The sequence below is a fragment of the Sphingomonas sp. VDB2 genome, assembly GCF_047946695.1.
Lineage (GTDB): Bacteria > Pseudomonadota > Alphaproteobacteria > Sphingomonadales > Sphingomonadaceae > Sphingobium > Sphingobium bisphenolicum.
Genome location: NZ_CP159616.1, coordinates 46,747 through 66,597, shown reverse-complemented (window position 1 = coordinate 66,597; position 19,851 = coordinate 46,747). Strand labels below are relative to the sequence as shown.

The following is a 19,851-nucleotide window of genomic DNA, read 5'->3' as shown; positions in this document are numbered from 1 at the left end:
ACCTTCCATCTTGTCATCTTGCTGCGTCGCACGGCTATAAGCTGAGGCGGGCTTTGGCACTTGCGACGAAGGTCGTAGTTTTCAGGGTCTTTGCCCGGCTGGTACAGGGGATCGCATCATTGCGATGCCCGTGGGGGCATCGCCTGTTCTCCAAGGAACGCTGCTTTGCCGCCATCTGCCGCCGCCCCTGCCCCCTTGGCCGTGATCGTCATGGGCGTCAGTGGCTGCGGCAAATCGACATTGGGGGCTTTGCTGGCCGACGCCTTCGCCTGCCCGTTTCTGGAAGGCGACGACTATCATGCGCCCGACGCGGTCGAGAAGATGCGGCGCGGCGATCCGCTGACGGACGAGGATCGCTGGCCCTGGCTCGATCGGTTGGCGCAGGCCAGTGCAACAGCGATCGAGACATCTGTAGCGGTTGTCACGGCCTGCTCTGCATTGCGGTACAGCTATCGCGATCGGCTGCGTGCGGGAATCGGCGCGCCGGTGCGCTTTGTCCTCTTGGAAAATAGCCGCGAACGGCTTTTGACGCGGCTGCAGAACCGGCCGGGCCATTATATGCCCGCCAGCCTGCTCGACAGCCAGTTGGTCACGCTGGAACGGCCATCCTGCGATGAGGCGGCCTTGGTCCTGACGACCGATGCGTCGCCAAAAGAGCTACGCGATCAGGTGCTTGGCTGGCTGAAAAGCTACCAATAGTCAGGGCATCAACCGCCGCCGTCCTTCCCAGAGATGCCAGCGCATGGCGAGGGCCGCGCCCTCTGCATCCTGCGCGCGGATGGCATCGACGATCTGGTCATGTTCGCGCAACATCGTCGCGATCACCTCGGGCGGGCGCGAGCGGCTGATGTCCACGCCCGCGCGCATGATCTTGTCGACATCCGCATGGAGCGCGTCGAAGGCGACCAGAAAGGCGGGATTGCCGGTCGCCTGCGCGATGCGGCGGTGGAGTTCCATATCCTGCATATGGGCGGGTTCGCTCGATAGCAGGGCCGCGCGCAGCAACTCCATGCCCTCCTCGACGTCCGCCATGTCCTGCGGCGTTCGGCGATTGGCCGCGAGGCGCGCCGCTTCCGCTTCCAGCACGAAGCGCACTTCATAACTGCCCAGCGTCGTCGGCAATTCCGTGGACGGCATAAAGGCGGCGAGCCGATCCGACGGGCGGCTCTTGACGAAGGAGCCAGCGCCACGCCGCGCTTCGGTAATGCCGTCCGACGCCAGCCGCATCAGCGCTTCGCGTACGATGGCGCGCGACACGCCGAACATTTCGGCCAGGCGTGCTTCGGCAGGGAGACGGCCGCCGACTTCCAACCCTTCGCCTTTGATGATGTCCACGATCGCCGCATAGACATGATCGGACAGGCGCGTCTGGTTCATCGGGTTATGTCCCTGTCGCGGGAAGGCATGGGTCGCCACCTCAAAAGATGCTGCTGGCGAACAGCACCAGCAACAGGCCAACGATCGCGACCACTGTTTCCATGATCGACCATGTCTTGAAGGTGCCCGCCATATCTGTCCCCAGATAGCTTTTCACCAGCCAGAAACCGGGATCGTTGACATGCGAGAAAAAGAGCGAGCCTGCGCCGATGGCCAGCACCATCCATTCCGGCTCCACCCCCGACGAGGCGACCAGCCCCTGCATAACGCCGGCCGTGGTGATCGTCGCCACGGTGGCGGAACCGGTGGCCAGGCGAATGCAGACCGATACGCCCCAGGCGAGGATGAGCGGCGAAATCGCGCCGCCATCCGCCACCCGCACTAGCATGTCGGACAGCCCGGCCGTCACCAGCACCTGCTTGAGCGCGCCGCCCGCGCCGATCGCCAGGATGATGCCGCCAGCGGGCGTCATCGCTTCGGTCCAGATCGCGTTCTGGATCGTGCGGTCGGTGATCCGGCGGCCGAACAGCAGCGGCAAGGCGGCGAGCACGGCCACCAGCAGCGCCACCACCGGATCGCTGACCCAGCTAAGCCAATGGAAATGCACGCCCACGGCTGGCGGCAGCAGCGCCACCGCCTGTCCTGCGGCGATCAGGACAACCGGCAACAGCACGGCGGCGAGCGAGCGGCCGACAGAGGGGGGGCCGACATCGACCTTCACCGGATCGAGCAAGGGCGGGCTGAGCGTCACGCCCGGCGCGGTGAAGCGCGCCAGTAGCGGCCCGGCGATGATTGCCGTCGGAATGCCGATGATCAGGCCGTAGAGCAGAGTCAGACCCAGATTGGCGCCCAGTGCGTTGACCGCCAGCAACGGGCCGGGATGCGGCGGCACCAGCGCATGAACAACGGACAGGCCCGCCAGCGCGGGCAGCATGAGGCGGAGCTTCGCCGTATCGCCATTCTGCCCCGCGGGGAGCGCGGCCGCGGCCGATGCGACGATCGGTAGCAGCAAGACCAGACCGGTTTCGAAGAAGAGCGGCAGGCCGATGACGATCGCCGTGAACAGGCTGGCCCATGGCGCGCCCTTCACGCCCGATAGACGCAGCGCGGCACGGGCCATGCCGCCAGCGCCATCGGACAATTGCAGCATCGCGCCGAGGCCAAGGCCGAGTGCCACGACCAGCCCAGTGCCGCCGAGGATGGCGCCTGCCCCCTTTTCGACCGCCTTGGCAGTGTCTTCCATGGGCAGGCCCGCGAGCAGGCCCACGGTGAAGGCACCGCAGAGCAGGCCGACGAAGGGATGCAAGCGACCCCGGATGATCAGGACAATGGAGAGCGCGATGCCGATGACGGCCGACAGGATCAGCCGATAATCCGCCGGTGTCATCGTCCGGCGACCCAGCGGATGGACAGCCTTGTCGGGACATGGTCGGCCATGGCCGACCGACGCGATGTTAACGTCATCCTTCTCCCCCTTCTCGCGCGCCGCCATCACGACGTCCCGCACCAGCGCTTCTATAAATCTGTTAGACAGATATCGCGCCATTTTGCGATATTCTACCCTTTCATGGTCGTATATCGCATTTTTGGCTTGAACCTGTCTGACCAATCCTCTTATTGTTAGCGCTAACGATATTCATCAAGCTGGCAGCCAAACAGGCTGGCTGATTCAAATCGGATCGAACAGGGAGAGGACGGATGTTCATTGCGCTGGACCTGCACGATAGTTCCGATCAGCGGGACTTCCGACAGCCTGCAAGACCCCACGAGCCGCCGGCGCTAACCCCCACCCAGATGAAAGTCCTGCGCTGCGTCCATTCGGGCCTGTTGAACAAGCAGATCGCCTATGAACTGGGCATGGCGGAAGCAACGGTGAAGGTGCACATGACGGCGTTGATGCGCAAACTCAATGTGCGCAACCGCACACAAGCCGCGATCGCCGCGCGCAATCTGGGCTGGCTTCGCGCTGCGCCTGGTTGGCCGGCTGACTGAAAGCGCAAAGCCACAGGATATTGGGAGGCGGATATGGCGACCGGTTCGCGGCGTGACATTATCGGCGGTTTGGGCGCCGGATTGATGCTGGCGTCCGTCGGCAGCGGCGTGTCGGCGGCGCCGGCGCGCAAGATCGGCTATGCGATCGTCGGGCTTGGTTCCTATGCCACACGCCAGATCATGCCGAATTTCGCCGGGTGCGAGCACGCCCATATTGCAGCGCTGGTCAGCGGCACGCCGGCCAAGCTGGAGAGCTTTGGCGATCAATATGGCGTCCCCAAGACGCATCGCTACAGCTATGCCGATTTCGATCGCATCCGCGATAATCCCGATATCGACGCCGTCTACATCATATTGCCCAACAGCCTGCACGCCGAATATGCCATTCGCGCCGCGAAGGCTGGCAAGCATGTGATGTGCGAAAAGCCGATGGCGACATCCGTGGCCGATTGTCAGGCGATGATCGCGGCCTGTCGCCAGGCGGGGAAGAAGCTGATGATCGGCTATCGATCGCGGTTCGAACCCTATAACCGCCTGGCCATCGATCTGGCGCGCAGCGGGCATGTCGGCCCCACTCGCCTGATCACGGCGGAACATGGCTTTCCGATCAAGCCGGACCAATGGCGGCTCGACAAGCCTTTGTCCGGCGGCGGATCGATGATGGACATCGGCATCTACAGCCTGAACGCCGCGCGTTACCTGACGGGCGAGGAACCGGTGGAAGTGAGCGCAGTCGAATCCACTGACCGATCCGACCCGCGTTTCCGCACTGTGGAGGATCGGATCAGCTTCCTGCTGCGCTTTCCGTCCGGCATCGTGGCGGACTGTATTTCCAGTTACAGCAGCGGGCATAACAGCTATCGCGTCAACGGAACGCAGGGCTGGATCGGGATGGAGCCGGCGACGCCCTATGCCGGCCAAAGCATGACGATCCGCAAGGATGGCGTCACCGCGCCGCGCACCCTGCCCCCGGCCGGCAAAACGCAATTTGCGGGGCAACTCGATCATTTCGCCGAATGCATCCTGACGGGCAAGACGCCGATCGTGCCGGGCGAAGAAGGTCTGGCCGACCTGCGCGTGATCGAGGCGATCTATCAATCCACGGCGCAGGGCCGCAGCGTCAGGATTGGCGCTTGATCGCGCGCCGGACCGTGCTGGCGTCGCTGGCCGCCATGCCGCTCGCTGCGATCGCAGTGGGAAAATCTGTTGCCGGATCGGCGACCATGGGCAGCGTCACGCGCCTGTCCGCGGCGCTGGATCGGATCATCGCGCCATCCGCTTCGATCGAGATATTGGCCCACGGCTTTCGCTGGGCCGAAGGGCCTGTGTGGGTGCCACAGGGCGACTATCTGCTGTTCAGCGATCCGCCCGCCAACATCGTCTATCGCTGGCGTGCCGGACTGGGCGCGCAGCCTTTCCTCTCCCCCGCCGGATTGCAAACCGCTGTGCCTCCCGGCATTCGCGAAGCCGGTCTCAACGGTCTGGCCATCGACAAGACGGGTCAACTGATCGCCGCCGACAGCGGCACGCGCGCGATCGTACGGATCGACCTGCAAACAACCAAGCGCATCATCCTGGCCGATCGATTTCAGTCCAGGCGCTTCAACAGCCCCAACGATCTGTGCATCGCGCCATCGGGCACCATCTATTTCACCGATCCGCCTTATGGTTTTGCGGATGGCGATGCGTCGTCGCTGCGCGAAATCGACCATAATGGCCTCTATGCGCTGACGCCGGATGGTGACGTGGCCCTGCTGGATGGCAATCACCGCCGTCCCAACGGCGTGGCGCTGTCGCCGGACGGCCGCACCCTGTATCTGGCCTTATCCGACGAAAAGCGGCCGGAGGTACGCGCCTACACGCTGGACGCCAAAGGACGCCTTATCGATCAGCGCCTGTTTCACGACATGAGAAGCCAGCGCGCCCAGAGTCTGCCGGGCTTGCCCGATGGGATCAAGGTGGCGCCCAATGGCCATGTCTTTGCGACCGGTCCGGGCGGCGTGCATATATTGACACCAGACGGGGTATTGCTGGGCATCGTAGGCACCGGCAAGGCGGTCGCCAATTGTTGCTTTGGCGCCAATGGCAAAAGCCTGTTCATGACATCATCGGACAGTGTTGCGATCATCGCGCTTTTATAGCCGCAGGCAGCATGCCAGACCGGCGTCGTCGCGCATTGGAAACGCATGACGCTGGGCGTTTGGTGCCAGCGTATAGGTATCCTCATCGCAGCGGAGGGAGCCATGGGCCACCTTCTCCACGGCAGCGGCAACGCCACGCACGCCAGTCGAGGCCAGCTACAGTGATCGCCAGCTTCATTCGCGCGCCCTCGCGAAGCAAAACGGGATCACTCGGCAGAGCGTCCTGAAGTGGCGGCGTATCGCTGCCTGCTGCCGCTCGTACACGCAGAAGCGGACATTCCGCTTGCCCGGATGCGACGAGACAAATTGTGAACCCCTGGCTTACCTATTCTCGTCCCGAACTCGCGAGTTCTGCCTGATGGACCCGCATGAGGGTCTCTTCCTAAGGTCGCCCCGATGAGAAGAATTGCGGGAGGCGACGATGACCAGCTATATTGCGGGAAATGCCAGGGATCTGGAATTTTCCGACTTCGATCCGTTTGGGGACGCCTTCCGGCGCCATCCAGAAAAATTCCATCCGATGCTGCTCACCCAGTCTCCGGGCTTCATCCATATGGAGGGTGTGCCATCGGCTTATGTCGCAGGCTTCGCGCAAAACCAGGCGATGCTGCGCAACTTCAAGGCCTTTTCCAGCCTTAAGCCGAAAAATCTACCCGGAATGGAGCGGATCGACTTCTTCAATGGCCTGCCAGTGATGAACTATGCCGACCCGCCAGACCATACGCGCCGCCGCAAAGTCGTAAACCCCGCCTTCACGCCCAAGCGCACGCAGATGCTGAACGAAAATGCCGCGATCTTTATCGACAGGCTGATCGACGACATAGTGGAGCGAGGCAAAGGCTTCGAAGCGCTCGGCGATCTCACCAAACCGCTTTCGATCGACATTTTGTTGCGTCGCTTTTTGGGGATCGAGGACAAGGACCAGGCGATTTTCATGAACTATGTCGCGACGCTGCCGCTGCTGGACAGCATGCGACCGGGCGATCCCAAGCCGCAACCCTATCTCGACGCCTGGGCCCAGGGTGCGGCCTATTGCAAGGAACAACAGGCGCTTGCCCGGCAAGGTCGATGCCATAATCTCATCGGAGTCATTGCCGATGGCGCCGAGGACGGCGCGATCGATGATGACGAGATGATGGCGATGATGATCGTTCTGCTGATCGGTGGCGTATCGACGGTCGCGGGCGCTGCCGCGGCCTCGCTCATGAACCTGGCGCGGCATCCGGACATCGCGGAACGCGTGCGGCAGAATCCATCGCTTGCCGGCGCCGTGCTGGAAGAAAGTATGCGGCTCGACCCGCCTGTATCGCTCGTCATGCGCTTCGCGACCGATGACACGGAACTGGGTGGGAAGGTCATTCCCAAAGGCATGCCGGTCTATGCCATGCTCGGGGTCGCCTGTCATGATCCGGACATCTTCCCCGATCCCTACAGGTTCGACATCGACCGACCCAATGGGAAGGACCATCTGGCCTTCGGCTATGGTATGCACACCTGCATAGGCAATGCGATCACCCGCAATGTCGTGCCGCTGCTTCTGAACAAGTTGCTCGCGCGCATGCCCGACCTGCGGCTCGCCGATCGCGACGATGCGGTGCAGTGGGACACATCGACCCCGCGCGCGCGCCACATCCGCAAGCTCTATCTCGAAGCGCGATAGACCATTTCGGTGAAATGCCCCACAAGAAGTCTGGTATCGACGTAGGCGAAGCGTGCGTTCGGGGTGTCGCCTTCCATGGCGATGTCCATGCCCGACGCGCGTATCGTCCGCATCGCAGCCTCCCACGAAGGCATGTCGGATTGCATATAGCCCAGATGATGGAGCCCTATCATGGCGCCACCGATCGGCAGGGCGTCGAGATAGATCGAAGGCCAGTTGAGCCGGGGTTGGATGATCTCGATCTCGACATCACCCATCGACAAATGAGCCAGCGACCGTATCGCGACGGCATTCCCCGCCGGATCGGCGAAATCCGAGATCAGGTCAATACGGCGTGCACCCATCCGGGTTTCCAGCATGGCGACGGCGCCCCGAATGTCGCGGGCGACATAGCCAAGCTGGAAGAAAATGCCGAATGGATCGACGGCCTGCTTCATATCTGTGTCCCTCTAAAACCAATAGCCGCGCCTTGAGCGTCCTGTCCGAAGGCAGGTGGCGGAGATGAAGGCGCACGCTAAACATCGGCGGCAATCGACGCTTAAAAGAGCGCCTGCTATATGTGGAGAGCGGACCATGGCTTCTGATCCCGTCCGGCGGCTGAAGGATGTTTCCACCGCCGCACCGTCGCGTGTGCCTCTGGACATTGTCGAGACTGCTTCGCCCCAGAAGCGCCTGCGGATTCTGCATCGTGCGACCGAGATTTTCCTGGAGCGCGGCTTTGCCGGCACCAATCTGGACGAGATCGCCTTCGCAGCGGGCGTGGGAAAGGCAGCGATCTACCAGTTGTTCGGCGACAAGACCGAACTGTTCGCGCAATGCCTTCTGGAAGCAGTCGGGACGAGTTCGGTGCTGTTGCGGAATACATTGCGAACCGACCTGCCGATCAAGCAGGTGCTGAGCGACTTTGCCGAACAACATATATTGCGCATGTTCCGTCCCGTCTGCGGATCGCAGCCCTATTATCAGTTCGCGCGCGTCCTGTTGAGCGCGGCCATAACTCATCCCGAACTGAGCCGTCGATGCCTGGAAGTGTTCCGTCAAGAAGAAGGCTTGCCGCTGCGGCAATATTTTGCCGAAATGCTGCGCACCGGCGCCCTCGTGAATGCCGAACCGGAGTTTCTGGCCGAACATTTCTTCCAGACCATCTTTTTCACCAATCATGTCATTCTCGAACCAGTCCATGCCGAGGAATATCGCGACATTCGCGCGCATGCCGAGCGGACCGTGCATCTGTTCCTCTACGGCTGCAGCCCGCTCGCTCCCTCCGCCGTCGAATGAGGAACCTGTGCGCTTCCGTTCGGAGTCACCTCCACGGGAGATGCATGGGCGTACCGACCCGTAACATGATCCGACTTTAGCGCGCGTTCCGCGCGGCGCAGCCCGGCAAAACCCGCAAGTTCTCCTGAATTGAAGCCTTCCCCGCGCTGCCTATGCTCTCCCATGTCGGCAAGATCGCACAAAGCGATGCCGGGTGCACAATGGGAGGGGTTATCATGAAGTTGATGGAAATGATGAGCGCGAGCGCGCTGGCCATGGGGGCGGTGACGGTCTGCCCGGCCTATGCCCAGACAGCCGAAAGTTCCGCGAAGGCGCCGCCACAGGAAACGGCCAGCGACGCATCCTTTAGCGACATCATCGTCACGGCTAATCGGCGCGAGGAAAATGCCCAGACCGTTCCCGTATCGGTGATTGCATTCGGCACCGAGGCGCTGGCCGAAAAGAGCGTGCGCTCGCTGGGAGACCTGACGGCCGTCGCCCCCGGCATACGCTTCGTCCATCAGGGCGGCGGCGGCAATATGAACGTCGTCATGCGCGGGCTGCAGCGCATCCCGATCGGCGTCGCGCCGAATGCGGTCATCAATTACTTTGCCGACATCCCGCTGAATTTCCAGGGATCCAACATTCCAGCCTATGATCTGGGCAGCGTTCAGGTGCTCAAGGGACCGCAAGGTACATTGTTCGGCCGCAACGCCATTGGTGGCGCCGTAATCATTACGCCCCAGGCACCTACCTATAATCTGGAAGGCTATGTCCGCGGCAGCTACGGCAATTACGATTATAAGGACGTCGAAGGCGCCATCAACGTGCCGATCATCGATGGCAAGATCGCCCTGCGCCTGTCCGGCAAGATGACCCGCCGTGATGGATACACCAAAAATCTGTCCGGCGGGCACGACATGGACGATGTTCACCAGGACAGCTTCCGCGCCTCGCTGCTGATCGAACCGACCGACGGGTTCCGCAATATCACGATATTCGACTGGTTCCGCGCACGCGAGGCCGGCACCGGCTCGATCTTGAGCGCCGTGCTGCCCACGGGCCTCGTCCGTGTCCCGCAACTGGCCCATTTCTTCGATTGCCATACCGTCAACGCGTTCAACCCCGGCTGCGGCGCCATTCCCGGCGCCCTTCCGGCGGGCAACGACATTGACGACGCCTTTGCGCTCCAGCAACAACTGGGGCCACGCAAGACCTTCTCGGAAATCAACCAGCGCCTCAACCGCGACCTGTGGGGCGTATCCAACAAGACCGAGTTCGCGTTGAGCGACGCGGTGACGCTGCGCAACATCTTCGGCTATCGCCGCACCCATCTGGAAACCGACCTCAACACCGACGGCGTCGCCTTCACGCCGCTGCCGATCATCACCGCATCGAACCGGGCGCGCGAAGAGCAAATCAGCGACGAATTCCACGTCTTCGGTACGCTGTTCAACGACCGGCTCGATTATCTGGTCGGCGCTTTCTACATCAAGGAAAACCCGACCGGTTTGGAGGGCAGCAACTTTCCCGTCGCCGCCGCCGCGGGCCCCTGGGTGATCGCCTATACCGACAAGACCAACAAGGCTGTGTTCGGCCAGCTCGGTTTCAAGATCACGGACAGCATCAAGCTGAATGGCGGCATCCGCTACAACAAGACGTCGCAAAGCGCCTGTTCGGTAACCGAAAAGACCACGGTGCCGACCATCCTGATCGACACGTCGGAACCCTCCATCGCCCCGGACGCCTGTGCCTCGGCGGCTGGCGCCAGCACGGCAAGCACGAAGGAAAGCGCAACTACCTACAATGTGGGCGTCGACTGGCAGGTCTCGGATTCAATCTTCGCCTATGTCACCCACCGGAAGGGCTACCGCGAGGGCGGCCTCAACTATCCGGGCTTCACCACGCCTTGCACGACGGGCAATTCCAACGGCGTCTGCATCGGCAACAACGGCTTGCCCACGGCCAATCCGGCCGACCTTCGTCCCTATCAATCCTATCAGCCCGAAACGCTCAAGGATGTCGAAATCGGCGTGAAGTCTGAATTCCGCCTGGGCGAGGGCCGGCTGCGCTTCAACGTATCGGCCTATCGCGGCACTTATTCGAATGCTGTGGTCGCCTTCAACACCTCAGCCATCGTACCGTCGAACGACACGTCGGCGCCCCAATCGAGTTCGATCGGCATCAATGTCGGCAAGCGCCGCCTGTCGGGCTTCGAGACCGAAGTGATGTTCCAGCCCAACCGGAGCCTCAGCTTCACCAACACGCTGGCCTATGTGCATCAGAAGATCCTCTCGAACACGCTGCCTGACATTCCAGGCCTGCAACTGCCCTCGCTTACGCCCGCTTCGCCCAAATGGTCGCTCACCAACTCGATCCGCTGGGTGCTGCCGTTCCGCCCGGCCGATGGCGAGATCGTGCTGAATGCCGACCATTATCACCAGAGCCGCTTCTACAACGGCAACGACACGTTCGCGGCCTATGACAATGTCAACGCGCGGATCGAATGGAGCGGCATCGGCGGTAGCGGCATGACGGTGGCGGCTTTCCTGCGCAACGCCTTTAACGACACCTACGCCTATGCCAGCTCGGCCAGTTCGGCGAGCCTGGGCATCTTCACCCGTTCCTATAACGAGCCGCGTATGTACGGCCTGGAGCTGGGCTACAAATTCTGAAGGATTGCGGCCAAAGGGGGACGCAATGGCCCGCCGGATACATATCCGGCGGGCTCTTTTTTACGTGTGCCTACTCCAGAATCGTCGTCATCAGCACCCTACAGCCCACAACTTCCTGCGCAGCCGTCAGAACGGTCAGACCTGCTGGCGCGCTCGCCATTGGCGCGCCGCCAGGAAAAAGGCGACGGCCGCACCGAGCTGGACGGTTGCAAGCACGCCAATCGCCGCACTGATCGAACGCGCGCCCAGCGCAGGCGCCAGCCAGTCCGACAACAGGCCCGTCAGCAAAGGCCCCAGCCCCGACCCTATGAGGTTGCACAGCACTGCGAACAAAGCAAAACCCACGCCGCGCGCGCGTTCAGGCGCCAGGCCGGCGATGCCCGCATTGGCCGGCCCGGAATAGACCAGCGCACTCACGCCCCACAGGGCAAAGCAGGCGAGCGCAACCGGGAAATATTGCGACACCGCGAGCGCGATCCCGGCGCCGCCGTTGAACAGCGCGGCGATGGCGAGCGCGGTCAGCATCCCGCCCTTGCGTTTCCGCTCGAACCAATCCGACGCAAAGCCGAAAGCGATGCTGCCCAGCGTCGCCAACAGCCCGAAGGCAAGCGCTACCGTGACGCCCGCGGTCGCGACCGGCAGATGATGGACCCGCATCAGATAGGGCACCATCCAGCTGCCGACACCCGACATGGACAGGGTATAAAGCACCGACCCGCAATAGACGGGCAGCAGCGCGCGATCCTGGATAAGCCCGCGCGCGGTCGTCCAGAAGCCGCGCGCCACGCTCGTATCGGTGATCGCCCGACGCTTCGGCTCGGGCACGGTCAACCAGATGAGCGCGGCGAGCAGCAGGCCCGGAGCGCCATAGACGAAGAACACCGCTCGCCAGCCGAAATGCTGCGCGATATAGCCCCCCACAAGAAAGCTGACGATGCCGCCGACGCCGGCGCCAGCGAAGAAGATGCTGGAAACGGTCGCGCGCTTCTCAGGCGGATACAGGTCGCTCAGGATCGAAAGCGACGTCGGCGATCCGCCCGATTCCGCCGCGCCGACGATGGCGCGCGACACCGCCAGATGCCAGAACTGTCCCGCCAGCGCACAGAGCATGGTGACCCCGCTCCAGATCGCGACCAGCGCGCCGAGCAGGCGGGACCGGTTCGTCCGGTCGATCATGAAGCCGAGCGGCAGGCCGACCAGTGCGTAGAACACGCCATAGCTCAGCCCCGTGGCGAGACCCACCTGCGTGTCGCTCAGGTGGAATTCCGCCTTGAACAACTCCTGCGTCACCAGCACGGCATTGCGATCGAGCAGGTAGAAGAAATAGACGCAGGTCAGGAGCGCCAGCGTGTAGGCCGGACGGCGCGCGCGTCCTGTGGGACCGCTCATGCGTCGGCCGCGCGGGCGACAATATGCGGGTCGGCAATCTGCCGGTCGATGAAGCCATCCCAATCGCCTGCCCGGTCGATCAGATGGTCGCGGATCTGGGCGTGCGTCGGCAGCATGAAGCTGTTGGCCAATATGGCGTCGGCGACCTGCTCTCCGACCTCGGCTGGCTCCATCAGGTCAAAAGCCGGCCCCGGCCCCCGCGTATCGGTGGGCGGGCCGAAAGTGCGCAGGCTTGCCATGATGTTCGTCTTCACCGGTCCGGGGCACAGCACCGTAACCCCAATACCCTTGGGGCGCAGATAGAGGGCGAGCCCCTCGGAAATCTGGACCACCGCCGCCTTGGAGGCCGAATAGGCCAGCCGGTCGAAGGCATAGGTCATGAGCCCGGCGAAGGAGGCGGTATTGACGATATGGCCGCTGCCCTGCGCGATCAGCAGCGGCAGGAAAGCGAGGTTGCTGCGCACCACCGACAGCAGGTTGACGTCCAGCACCCGGCGCCACTCGTCAAGCGGGACATGCTCGGGCAATCCCCGGGTCAGCCCGCCGGCATTGTTCATGACGATATCGACCCGACCGAACCGGTCGAGCGCCCTGTCCTTGAGTGCCTCGAACGCGTTGTCGCAGGTGATGTCGCACGGCTGGGCAATGGCGTCGCCGCCGGCGGTCTCGATCTCTCGAGCCACCGTCTTCGCGGCATCGGCGTTAATGTCGGCGACGAGGATCGACGTGCCGCGCGCCGCCAGCGACAGCGCCGTAGCGCGGCCGATGCCACTGGCGGCACCGGTGATGATGGCGACTTTTCCCGCAAGACTGTCCATGGCCGACCCTCAGCCCAACATGCCTGCGCGCCCCAGCGCGGCGATTGCGACATTGCGCGCGCTGTGCGCAGCGGGGAAACCGGCATAACCGCTCGCCTGGTAGATGACCTGCTCCAGCTCGGCGACCGTCGCGCCGTTGCGGATGGCGGCGGGGAAATGAATTTCCAGTTCGTCATAGGCGCGCAACGCGATCAGGATCGACACCGTCACCAGACTGCGCGTCCGTGTGTCCAGCGTGTCGTCGGTCCACAACGGCTCGAAGATATTGTTCATCGCCATCTCGCCGATCTGGCTGGCAAAGGAAGGCCCGGTCGGCCCCTTGCCAAGTTCGGCGGCCATTTCGGGCGCCAGCATCCTCTTCAGAAGGCCCATAGCCTGCTCGCGTTTCTCTCCCATATCCCGGTCCTTCTCATTTGGCTTTTGCAGGTAAGGCATAAGCGATCAGATAGTCGCCGGCCCTGGTGTTCATCATCGGATGGCCGCCGGCTGCGACGGCCACCATCTGCCGTCCGCGGGACGACAAATAGGTCATCGGTGTCGACTGGCCGCCGGCTGGCAGGCGCGAGCGCCACAGCACCTCGCCGGTCGCGGTGTCGAAAGCGCGCAGATAGCGGTCCTGGGTCGCGGCGAGGAAGAACAGACCCCCGCGCGTCGTCACCGCGCCGCCCATATTGGGCACACCGATACGGAAGGGCAGCATGGATGAAAGGCCGAGTGGACCACTGTCACGCGCTGTACCCAGCCTGTGCGTCCACACCAGCTTGCCCGTGACCAGATCGACCGCGCTGATATTGCCCCAGGGCGGAGCCTGGCAGGGCGCGAAGATGGGCGAGAGGAAGGGATAGATCTTCACCGCGACCGGCGTGCCTTTGAGCGCGGCATAGCCCGCCCCCTCCCCGCTTGTCGTCTTCGTCAGGTCGGCAGGGGCGATGCCCATCTTGTCGGCGGTCGCACGCGCGATGAGTTTGATGTAATTTGCCATGCGATTGGAATTAACGATCATCAGATGTCGGTCGGCGTCGATCGACACGCTGCCCCAGTCCGACCCGCCCAGGAAGCCGGGCGATACGATATTGGGTGTGAAGCCGGGCGGCGTCAGCGGCCCGTCATAGCGCGCCTCGCGAAAGGCGATACGGCACCAGAGCTGATCCAAGGGCGTCACGCCCCACATGGACTGCTCGGTGAGCAATGGCCCCCGGAAGGACGGCATCGCATCCGAATAGGGCTGACTGGGCGATGGGCGCTCCCCCGGCACCGCGCCGCGCGTTGGCGCAGCATGTTCTGTCACGGGATAGAGTGGCTTGCCCGTCTCCCGGTCCAGCACGAACATCTCGCCGCGCTTGGTAGGCTGGATCAGGGCATGACGGACGCCACCCGGCATCGGCAGGTCCACCAGCGTCGGCTGCGACGCGACGTCATAGTCCCACAGGTCGTGATGGACGGTCTGGAACTTCCAGCGCGGGGTTCCGGTTTCCGCGTCCAGCGCGACGACGGAACCCGACCAGGCGTCGTCGAACGGGCGGCGGGCGTGGCCGGCATAGTCCAGCACTGCCCCGCCCAAGGGCGCGTAGATCAGGCCCAGCTTGTCGTCCACGCTCATCGGCGCCCAGCTATTGGGGGTGGACGGGGTATAGGTTTCCCCCGGCGGCGGCGCGCCCTTGCGGTCAGGCCGTCCGATGTCGAACGCCCAGCTCAGCCTGCCGGTGACGGCGTCGAAGGCGCGGATCACGCCCGACGGCTCGCCCCAATACATATTGTCGAACACCCATCCGCCCAGCACGATGCGGCCGCGCGCGATGGTTGGCGCGGAGCTGACATAATAATAGCCCTTGGGCGACTTGGGCATGCCCTCCTGCAGGGACACGATTCCGTTGTGGCCGAAATCCTGGCAGGGCTTGCCGGTCGCGGCATCCACCGCGATCAGGCGCGCGTCGATCGTGTTGGTGAAGATGCGCGCGGCGCAGGCGCCGACCGCGCCGGGCACGCGATAATAGGATACGCCCCGACAGGCGCCGTGGGGCACGCCGCTGACGTCGGTGTGCGCGCCATAGCGCCAACGCTCATGCCCGGTCTCCGCGTCCAGCGCCACGATGTCGTTATAGCTGGTGCAGGCGTAGAGCGTGTCGCCGACCTTGATCGGCGTCACCTGCAACGACCGGGGCGCACCGGCCGGCGCCGGACCGAAGCGGTAGGTCCAGGCCGGCTGAAGGTCGCCGACATTGGCAGGCGTGATCTGCGCCAATGGCGAGAAGCGGGTACCGCCCGCGTCATTGCCATAGCTTGCCCAGTCGCCGACCTGCTGCTGCGCGGGGACCGCCGCCATCGTCGCGACCGGGACCGGCGCCATGCCGGTCTGGAATAGGGGATCGACCGGCCGGGTGCCGAACGCAGCGTTGAGCGTCGCGCCCAGCAACAGCGCGGCCACCGCTATGCCGATCCGCGTCGGCCAGGACCAGGGCGCGTCGCCCGCCAGCTTGCGCCGGGTCCAGGGCATCAGGAACCACAGGCCCAGCACCGTCGGCGCGGCGAGCCGCGCGGTCAGCGCCCAGCCGTCGAAGCCCGACTCCCAGATCGACCAGGCCAGTGTCGCCGCCAGCATCACGCCATAGACTTTGGCCCCCGCGTGACGTCCCGTCCCCACCAGCACAGCACTGGCGATGACGGTCAGGCCCGCCAGCAGATAATAGGGCGATCCGCCCAGCCGCACGAGCGACAATCCGCCCCAGGCCAGCACGATGCCCAGCGACAGCAGCAACAGGGCGAACAGATAAGGACACGCGCGAAAGCCGCGGCGTTCCGGCGATGGCACGACAGCCGCGTTCACCGCGGCAGCCCGATGCCGACGGTCTTGACGCGCAGGAACTCGTCCAGCCCCTCCTTGCCGCCCTCGCGCCCATAGCCGCTGTCGAGCAGTCCGCCGAACGGTCGCTTGGGCTGGATGTTACGGGACTGGTTAATCAGCACGACGCCGCTCTTCAGCTCTTCCGCCAGCCGCATCGCAATGCCGAGATCGCGCGTTTCGGCATAGGCGGACAGGCCGTAACGGGTGGCGTTGGCAATGCGGATCGCCTCGGCCTCGTCACGAAAACGGCTGATCGCCAGCACAGGGCCAAACAATTCCTTTTGCGCCAGGTCCGAATCCGGATCGACCTCTCCGAATATGGTCGGCTCGATGAAATAGCCGCTGGCCAGTGCACCGCCGATCCGGTTTCCACCCATCAGCAATGTCCCCGCACCCCGTGTCTTCGCGGTTTCGATCATCGCCAGGATGCGGTTCATGCCGGCCTCGTTGATCACCGGGCCTGACGTCGTGGCAGCGTCGAAGGGATCGCCGACCTTGATGTGGGCGGCGATCGCCAACACCCGCTCGACCATCTGGTCGTAAATGTCCGTATGAACCAGCAGCCGCGTGGGGAAGGCGCACCCCTGGCCGCTCATCATGCCGATCGAATTGAACACGCCGAAGGTGCAGGCTGCATCCAGATCGGCATCGGGGAAGATGATATTGGCCGACTTTCCGCCCAATTCCAGCACCGCGGGTTTCATCTGTTCGGCGCAGGCCGCCAATATCTTGCGCGCCGTTACTGGCCCGCCGGTGAAGCTCACCTTCTCGACCAGAGGATGCCGCACCAGCGCGTCGCCCGCCTCGATCGATCCGGGGATCATGTTGATGACGCCAGCCGGAATGCCCGCCTCCGCCGCCAGCTTCATGAACAGCTCGCCCGAATAGGGCGTCATCTCGGACGGCTTCACCACGACGGTATTGCCCGCCGCGATCGCCGGCGCGACTTTCATGCCCAGCGAGATCAGCGGACCGTTCCAGGTGATGATGACGCCGATCACGCCATAGGGTTCGGCCAGCGTGTAGCCCAGTTCGCCGTCGGCCATCACCGTGCTGTTGACCCGGCTTTCGATCCGGTCCGCCCAACCGGCATAATAGTCGATCCATTCAGCGGCGATATGCGCCCCGCCCGCCGCAAAGGTTGCAGGGGTGCCGTTGTCCAGCGCCCCCAGCCGTCCGAACTCCGCATCATTATCGCGTATCAGTTGCGCCAGTCGCTGCAGCATCTGGCGCCGCTCGATGGGCTTGGACCGGCGCCAGCTCTTGAATGCCTCTGACGCAGCCTCAACCGCCTCGCGCGCTTCGGCGGCGCCCGCCAGCGGGATGCGGCTCGTGGTCGATCCGTCCGCGGGATAGATATGATCGTGCGTGCCGCCAGATGCCTGCGCTAATCTACGGTCGCCGATATGCAGATGGACAGGGATCGGGGTTGTCGGTGCGGTCACGTCGGCTCTCCGGAAGCAGGATGGCGCATGGCGGCAAGCAGCCCGCCGTCCACAAGAATGTCGATACCGCTGATGAAGGAGGCATCGCGCGATATGAGGAAGTCGACGGTCGCCGCGATCTCCAGCATCGTACCCTCGCGCGCCAGCGGCGTGGCGGCCAGCAGGTCGTACTTCATCGGCTGCTTTTCAAATTCAAGCGCGCCCATCGGCGTCGCGATCAGGCCCGGCGACAGCGAAAGGATGCGCGCGCCTTGCGCTCCCCATGCCCGTGCTTCACGCTGACACAGGCGGATCAGGGCTGATTTGGATAGACGATAGGCCAGTGTAGGCGTCGCGGGTTCATCTGGCGCCGTTTCGATCCTGTCCAGGAAAACGGGCGCCAGCGGATCGTCCAATATCGCGTGCAGCGACGGATCGATCGGCGCCGCATGCGCAGCCAGCGAAGCAATGAAGATCGCGGCCGTGCCGCCGGTCGCCAGCGGCAGCATCGCATCATGAATCAGGCGGGCACCGATTAGATTCACCGCCATGATCGTGCGAAAATCACCCATGCTCGGCGACAGTCCGACGACATGGGCCAGCGCTGCCAGCGGCCCCGCTTTTGCAACCACCTCAGCAAATTCCTCAACCGCAGCGCGGTCGGTCACGTCACACACGACGCCGCGCGCATCATGACCTTCCGCACACAGGGCAGCAACCAGCCGATCCAGACTAGCCCGATCGCGGTCGGCAACTATCAACCTATTACGCGCGCCAAGCCGGCGCGCGATCGCAGCGCCCATGCCACCGGCCCCGACCACCACCGCCAGGGGAAGGTCGGGTCGCGCGCTCGTTCCTACCGTCGGTCTTGTCACATATCCTCCGCTTCCGGATGGACCATGCGATAGGCTCGCGCCCTTGGACATGGCGCAAAACTGGCGCGTTCTGTCATATGGCCGCGTCAGGCCAAGCCACGCATGTTTGCCCCCAATATCTTCGACACAAGCCGGGTTGGCGGGAGAAACGACGTGCGTGAACTGATGGATTCCACCCATGCCCTGGGAGACCGCGAGGCGCTGACGCGCATCTGGGAGGAGCATGGCTACTGGTTCTTCCGGGATGTTCTCGATCGGGAGGCGACGATCGCATTGCGTGACGAATATATGCGCGAACTCAAGGCGCTCGAACTTGTCGATGCCGATTCAACCGACCCGTTCTGGAACGGCCGACCGATCGAGAATTTCCCAGCCACCTTCCGTACGCTGCACCAACGGAAAGTCTGGCAGAAGTTCGTCCGCGAGCCCCGGATCAACGCGTTTTTCGAGGATGTGCTGGACGACGCCGTTTACTGGATTCCGATGGATTATTATCGCATCGTAGCACCGAACAAAAACGCCACGTCCGACGCTTATCTAGGCCTGCATCAGGATGGCATGTCCAATCCCGGCGTGGAGTTCGTCACCTGCTGGATGCCGCTCACAGATATCGATGACAAGGTCGGCGGCCTGGTCATAGCCGCGGGCCAGGAGAAACGCGGTTACATGGCATTTGCAGACGGCAAGGCGGGCTTTACCGACGGACCGATCCCGGAGGACAGTTGGAGCACGGCCGATTACCGCCTTGGCGACGTGGTGATCTTTACCCGTACCATGCCGCATTATGGACGCTCGAACACGTCCGACCGGTTCCGCCTGTCCCTGGATATTCGTGCGGTGCGCAGATCCGGCCGACTTCCGGTCGTCGGCACCGTCAAGAGCATATCGACAGATCAAATCGTCATCCGCAGCGAAGAAGAAATCGATGTCACGCTTGTTTTGGACGACAAGACCTTTCTGCGCGGGCCAGCGCCGGACAGTCCTAACCCGGTCCCGATCAATCGGCATGACGTCACCCAGGCCCTGCCCGCTGGCACAGCCGTGATGGCAACGGAAGAAAACGGCATCGCCCTTGTCTTAAGACCTCAAAACTGAATGATATTGAACTTTTGGATTGGACTATGCCCCCGCAGGGCCGCAGTCGAATGGGAATACGCAATGATGCATCGCCCCCTCATTGGCTGCGCCAGAAGATATTGGCTGCGAATGGGATGCTGAGAGGAATATATGGGCGCACCGATCATGTCCGTCGCCCAGCAAGATGTAGGCGGGCGACGTGCACCGCCCACTGCGTTGAGGCGATGGGTTCCATGCCGTGGTGGAAAATCGGGCCACCCGCCTCGGTGCGCAAAGGCCGCCGGAAACGATCTGCTGATCTCGCGCCCATTTTTTGCCCATAGC

17 protein-coding genes are annotated in these 19,851 nt (G+C 63.4%); 8 read left to right on the top strand and 9 right to left on the bottom strand.

The features are described 5' to 3' along the window. Positions 1–210: 210 nt before the first annotated feature. On the top strand, positions 211–699 hold the full coding sequence (locus ABT375_RS18860; protein WP_261937497.1) for a gluconokinase: 489 nt from the start codon (positions 211–213) through the stop codon (positions 697–699). Here ABT375_RS18860 and ABT375_RS18855 read toward each other — a convergent pair whose 3' ends face one another. Both ABT375_RS18855 and ABT375_RS18850 read right to left on the bottom strand, forming a co-directional pair. Further along, positions 700–1,377 carry a FadR/GntR family transcriptional regulator gene (locus ABT375_RS18855; protein WP_261937098.1) on the bottom strand — a complete coding sequence of 226 codons (678 nt, stop codon included), beginning with the start codon at positions 1,375–1,377 and terminating at the stop codon, positions 700–702. A gap of 40 nt (positions 1,378–1,417) precedes the next feature. Then, the gene (locus tag ABT375_RS18850) at positions 1,418–2,764 is read right to left on the bottom strand and encodes a gluconate:H+ symporter (protein WP_416465868.1); all 1,347 of its coding nucleotides are present in this window, start codon (positions 2,762–2,764) and stop codon (positions 1,418–1,420) included. A gap of 311 nt (positions 2,765–3,075) precedes the next feature. On the opposite strand from ABT375_RS18850, the gene ABT375_RS18845 reads away from it, so the two are divergent. From ABT375_RS18845 to ABT375_RS18830, 4 genes are all read left to right on the top strand, one after another. After that, positions 3,076–3,369, top strand: coding sequence for a response regulator transcription factor (locus tag ABT375_RS18845; RefSeq protein ID WP_416465432.1), 294 nt, complete (start codon positions 3,076–3,078; stop codon positions 3,367–3,369). A 33-nt stretch (positions 3,370–3,402) separates the two neighbouring features. Continuing rightward, positions 3,403–4,506 carry a Gfo/Idh/MocA family protein gene (locus tag ABT375_RS18840; protein ID WP_416465430.1) on the top strand — a complete coding sequence of 368 codons (1,104 nt, stop codon included), beginning with the start codon at positions 3,403–3,405 and terminating at the stop codon, positions 4,504–4,506. Next, complete coding sequence (locus tag ABT375_RS18835) at positions 4,503–5,510, top strand: SMP-30/gluconolactonase/LRE family protein (protein ID WP_416465428.1); 1,008 nt, start codon at positions 4,503–4,505, stop codon at positions 5,508–5,510. The genes ABT375_RS18840 and ABT375_RS18835 overlap by 4 nt, the downstream gene beginning before the upstream one ends. A gap of 421 nt (positions 5,511–5,931) precedes the next feature. Next, a complete protein-coding gene (locus ABT375_RS18830; protein WP_416465426.1) occupies positions 5,932–7,170 on the top strand; it encodes a cytochrome P450 in 1,239 nt (412 codons plus the stop codon). Here the strand turns inward: ABT375_RS18830 and ABT375_RS18825 are convergent. Then, on the bottom strand, positions 7,152–7,607 hold the full coding sequence (locus ABT375_RS18825) for a VOC family protein (protein WP_416465424.1): 456 nt from the start codon (positions 7,605–7,607) through the stop codon (positions 7,152–7,154). The genes ABT375_RS18830 and ABT375_RS18825 overlap by 19 nt on opposite strands. Before the next feature lie 136 nt (positions 7,608–7,743). Here ABT375_RS18825 and ABT375_RS18820 point away from each other — a divergent pair, with 136 nt between their 5' ends. Together ABT375_RS18820 and ABT375_RS18815 are read left to right on the top strand one after the other, a co-directional pair. After that, positions 7,744–8,448 carry a TetR/AcrR family transcriptional regulator gene (locus tag ABT375_RS18820; protein WP_261937092.1) on the top strand — a complete coding sequence of 235 codons (705 nt, stop codon included), beginning with the start codon at positions 7,744–7,746 and terminating at the stop codon, positions 8,446–8,448. A 215-nt stretch (positions 8,449–8,663) separates the two neighbouring features. Further along, entirely contained in the window at positions 8,664–11,102 is a 2,439-nt protein-coding gene (locus ABT375_RS18815) for a TonB-dependent receptor (protein ID WP_416465422.1), read from the top strand. A 135-nt stretch (positions 11,103–11,237) separates the two neighbouring features. Here the strand turns inward: ABT375_RS18815 and ABT375_RS18810 are convergent, their stop codons facing one another. The 6 genes from ABT375_RS18810 to ABT375_RS18785 are packed head-to-tail and all read right to left on the bottom strand — an operon-like array spanning position 11,238 to position 18,675. Continuing rightward, positions 11,238–12,491 (bottom strand): MFS transporter, encoded by a 1,254-nt coding sequence (locus tag ABT375_RS18810; RefSeq protein ID WP_416465420.1) that lies wholly within the window; start codon positions 12,489–12,491, stop codon positions 11,238–11,240. Next, complete coding sequence (locus ABT375_RS18805) at positions 12,488–13,309, bottom strand: SDR family oxidoreductase (RefSeq protein ID WP_416465418.1); 822 nt, start codon at positions 13,307–13,309, stop codon at positions 12,488–12,490. The genes ABT375_RS18810 and ABT375_RS18805 overlap by 4 nt, the downstream gene beginning before the upstream one ends. Positions 13,310–13,318: 9 nt before the next feature. After that, a complete protein-coding gene (locus ABT375_RS18800) occupies positions 13,319–13,705 on the bottom strand; it encodes a carboxymuconolactone decarboxylase family protein (RefSeq protein ID WP_416465416.1) in 387 nt (128 codons plus the stop codon). Between the two features lie 13 nt (positions 13,706–13,718). Continuing rightward, positions 13,719–16,133: a membrane-bound PQQ-dependent dehydrogenase, glucose/quinate/shikimate family gene (locus ABT375_RS18795; protein WP_416465414.1), complete on the bottom strand. Its 2,415-nt coding sequence runs from the start codon at positions 16,131–16,133 to the stop codon at positions 13,719–13,721. After that, entirely contained in the window at positions 16,130–17,596 is a 1,467-nt protein-coding gene (locus ABT375_RS18790; RefSeq protein ID WP_416465412.1) for an aldehyde dehydrogenase family protein, read from the bottom strand. The genes ABT375_RS18795 and ABT375_RS18790 overlap by 4 nt, the downstream gene beginning before the upstream one ends. After that, entirely contained in the window at positions 17,593–18,675 is a 1,083-nt protein-coding gene (locus ABT375_RS18785; RefSeq protein WP_416465410.1) for an SDR family oxidoreductase, read from the bottom strand. Before ABT375_RS18785 ends, ABT375_RS18790 begins: the two co-directional genes overlap by 4 nt. Between ABT375_RS18785 and ABT375_RS18780 the strand changes: the two genes are divergently transcribed. Beyond that, positions 18,604–19,545, top strand: a complete 942-nt coding sequence (locus ABT375_RS18780; protein ID WP_416465408.1) for a phytanoyl-CoA dioxygenase family protein — start codon at positions 18,604–18,606, stop codon at positions 19,543–19,545. The genes ABT375_RS18785 and ABT375_RS18780 overlap by 72 nt on opposite strands. Positions 19,546–19,851 lie beyond the last annotated feature (306 nt).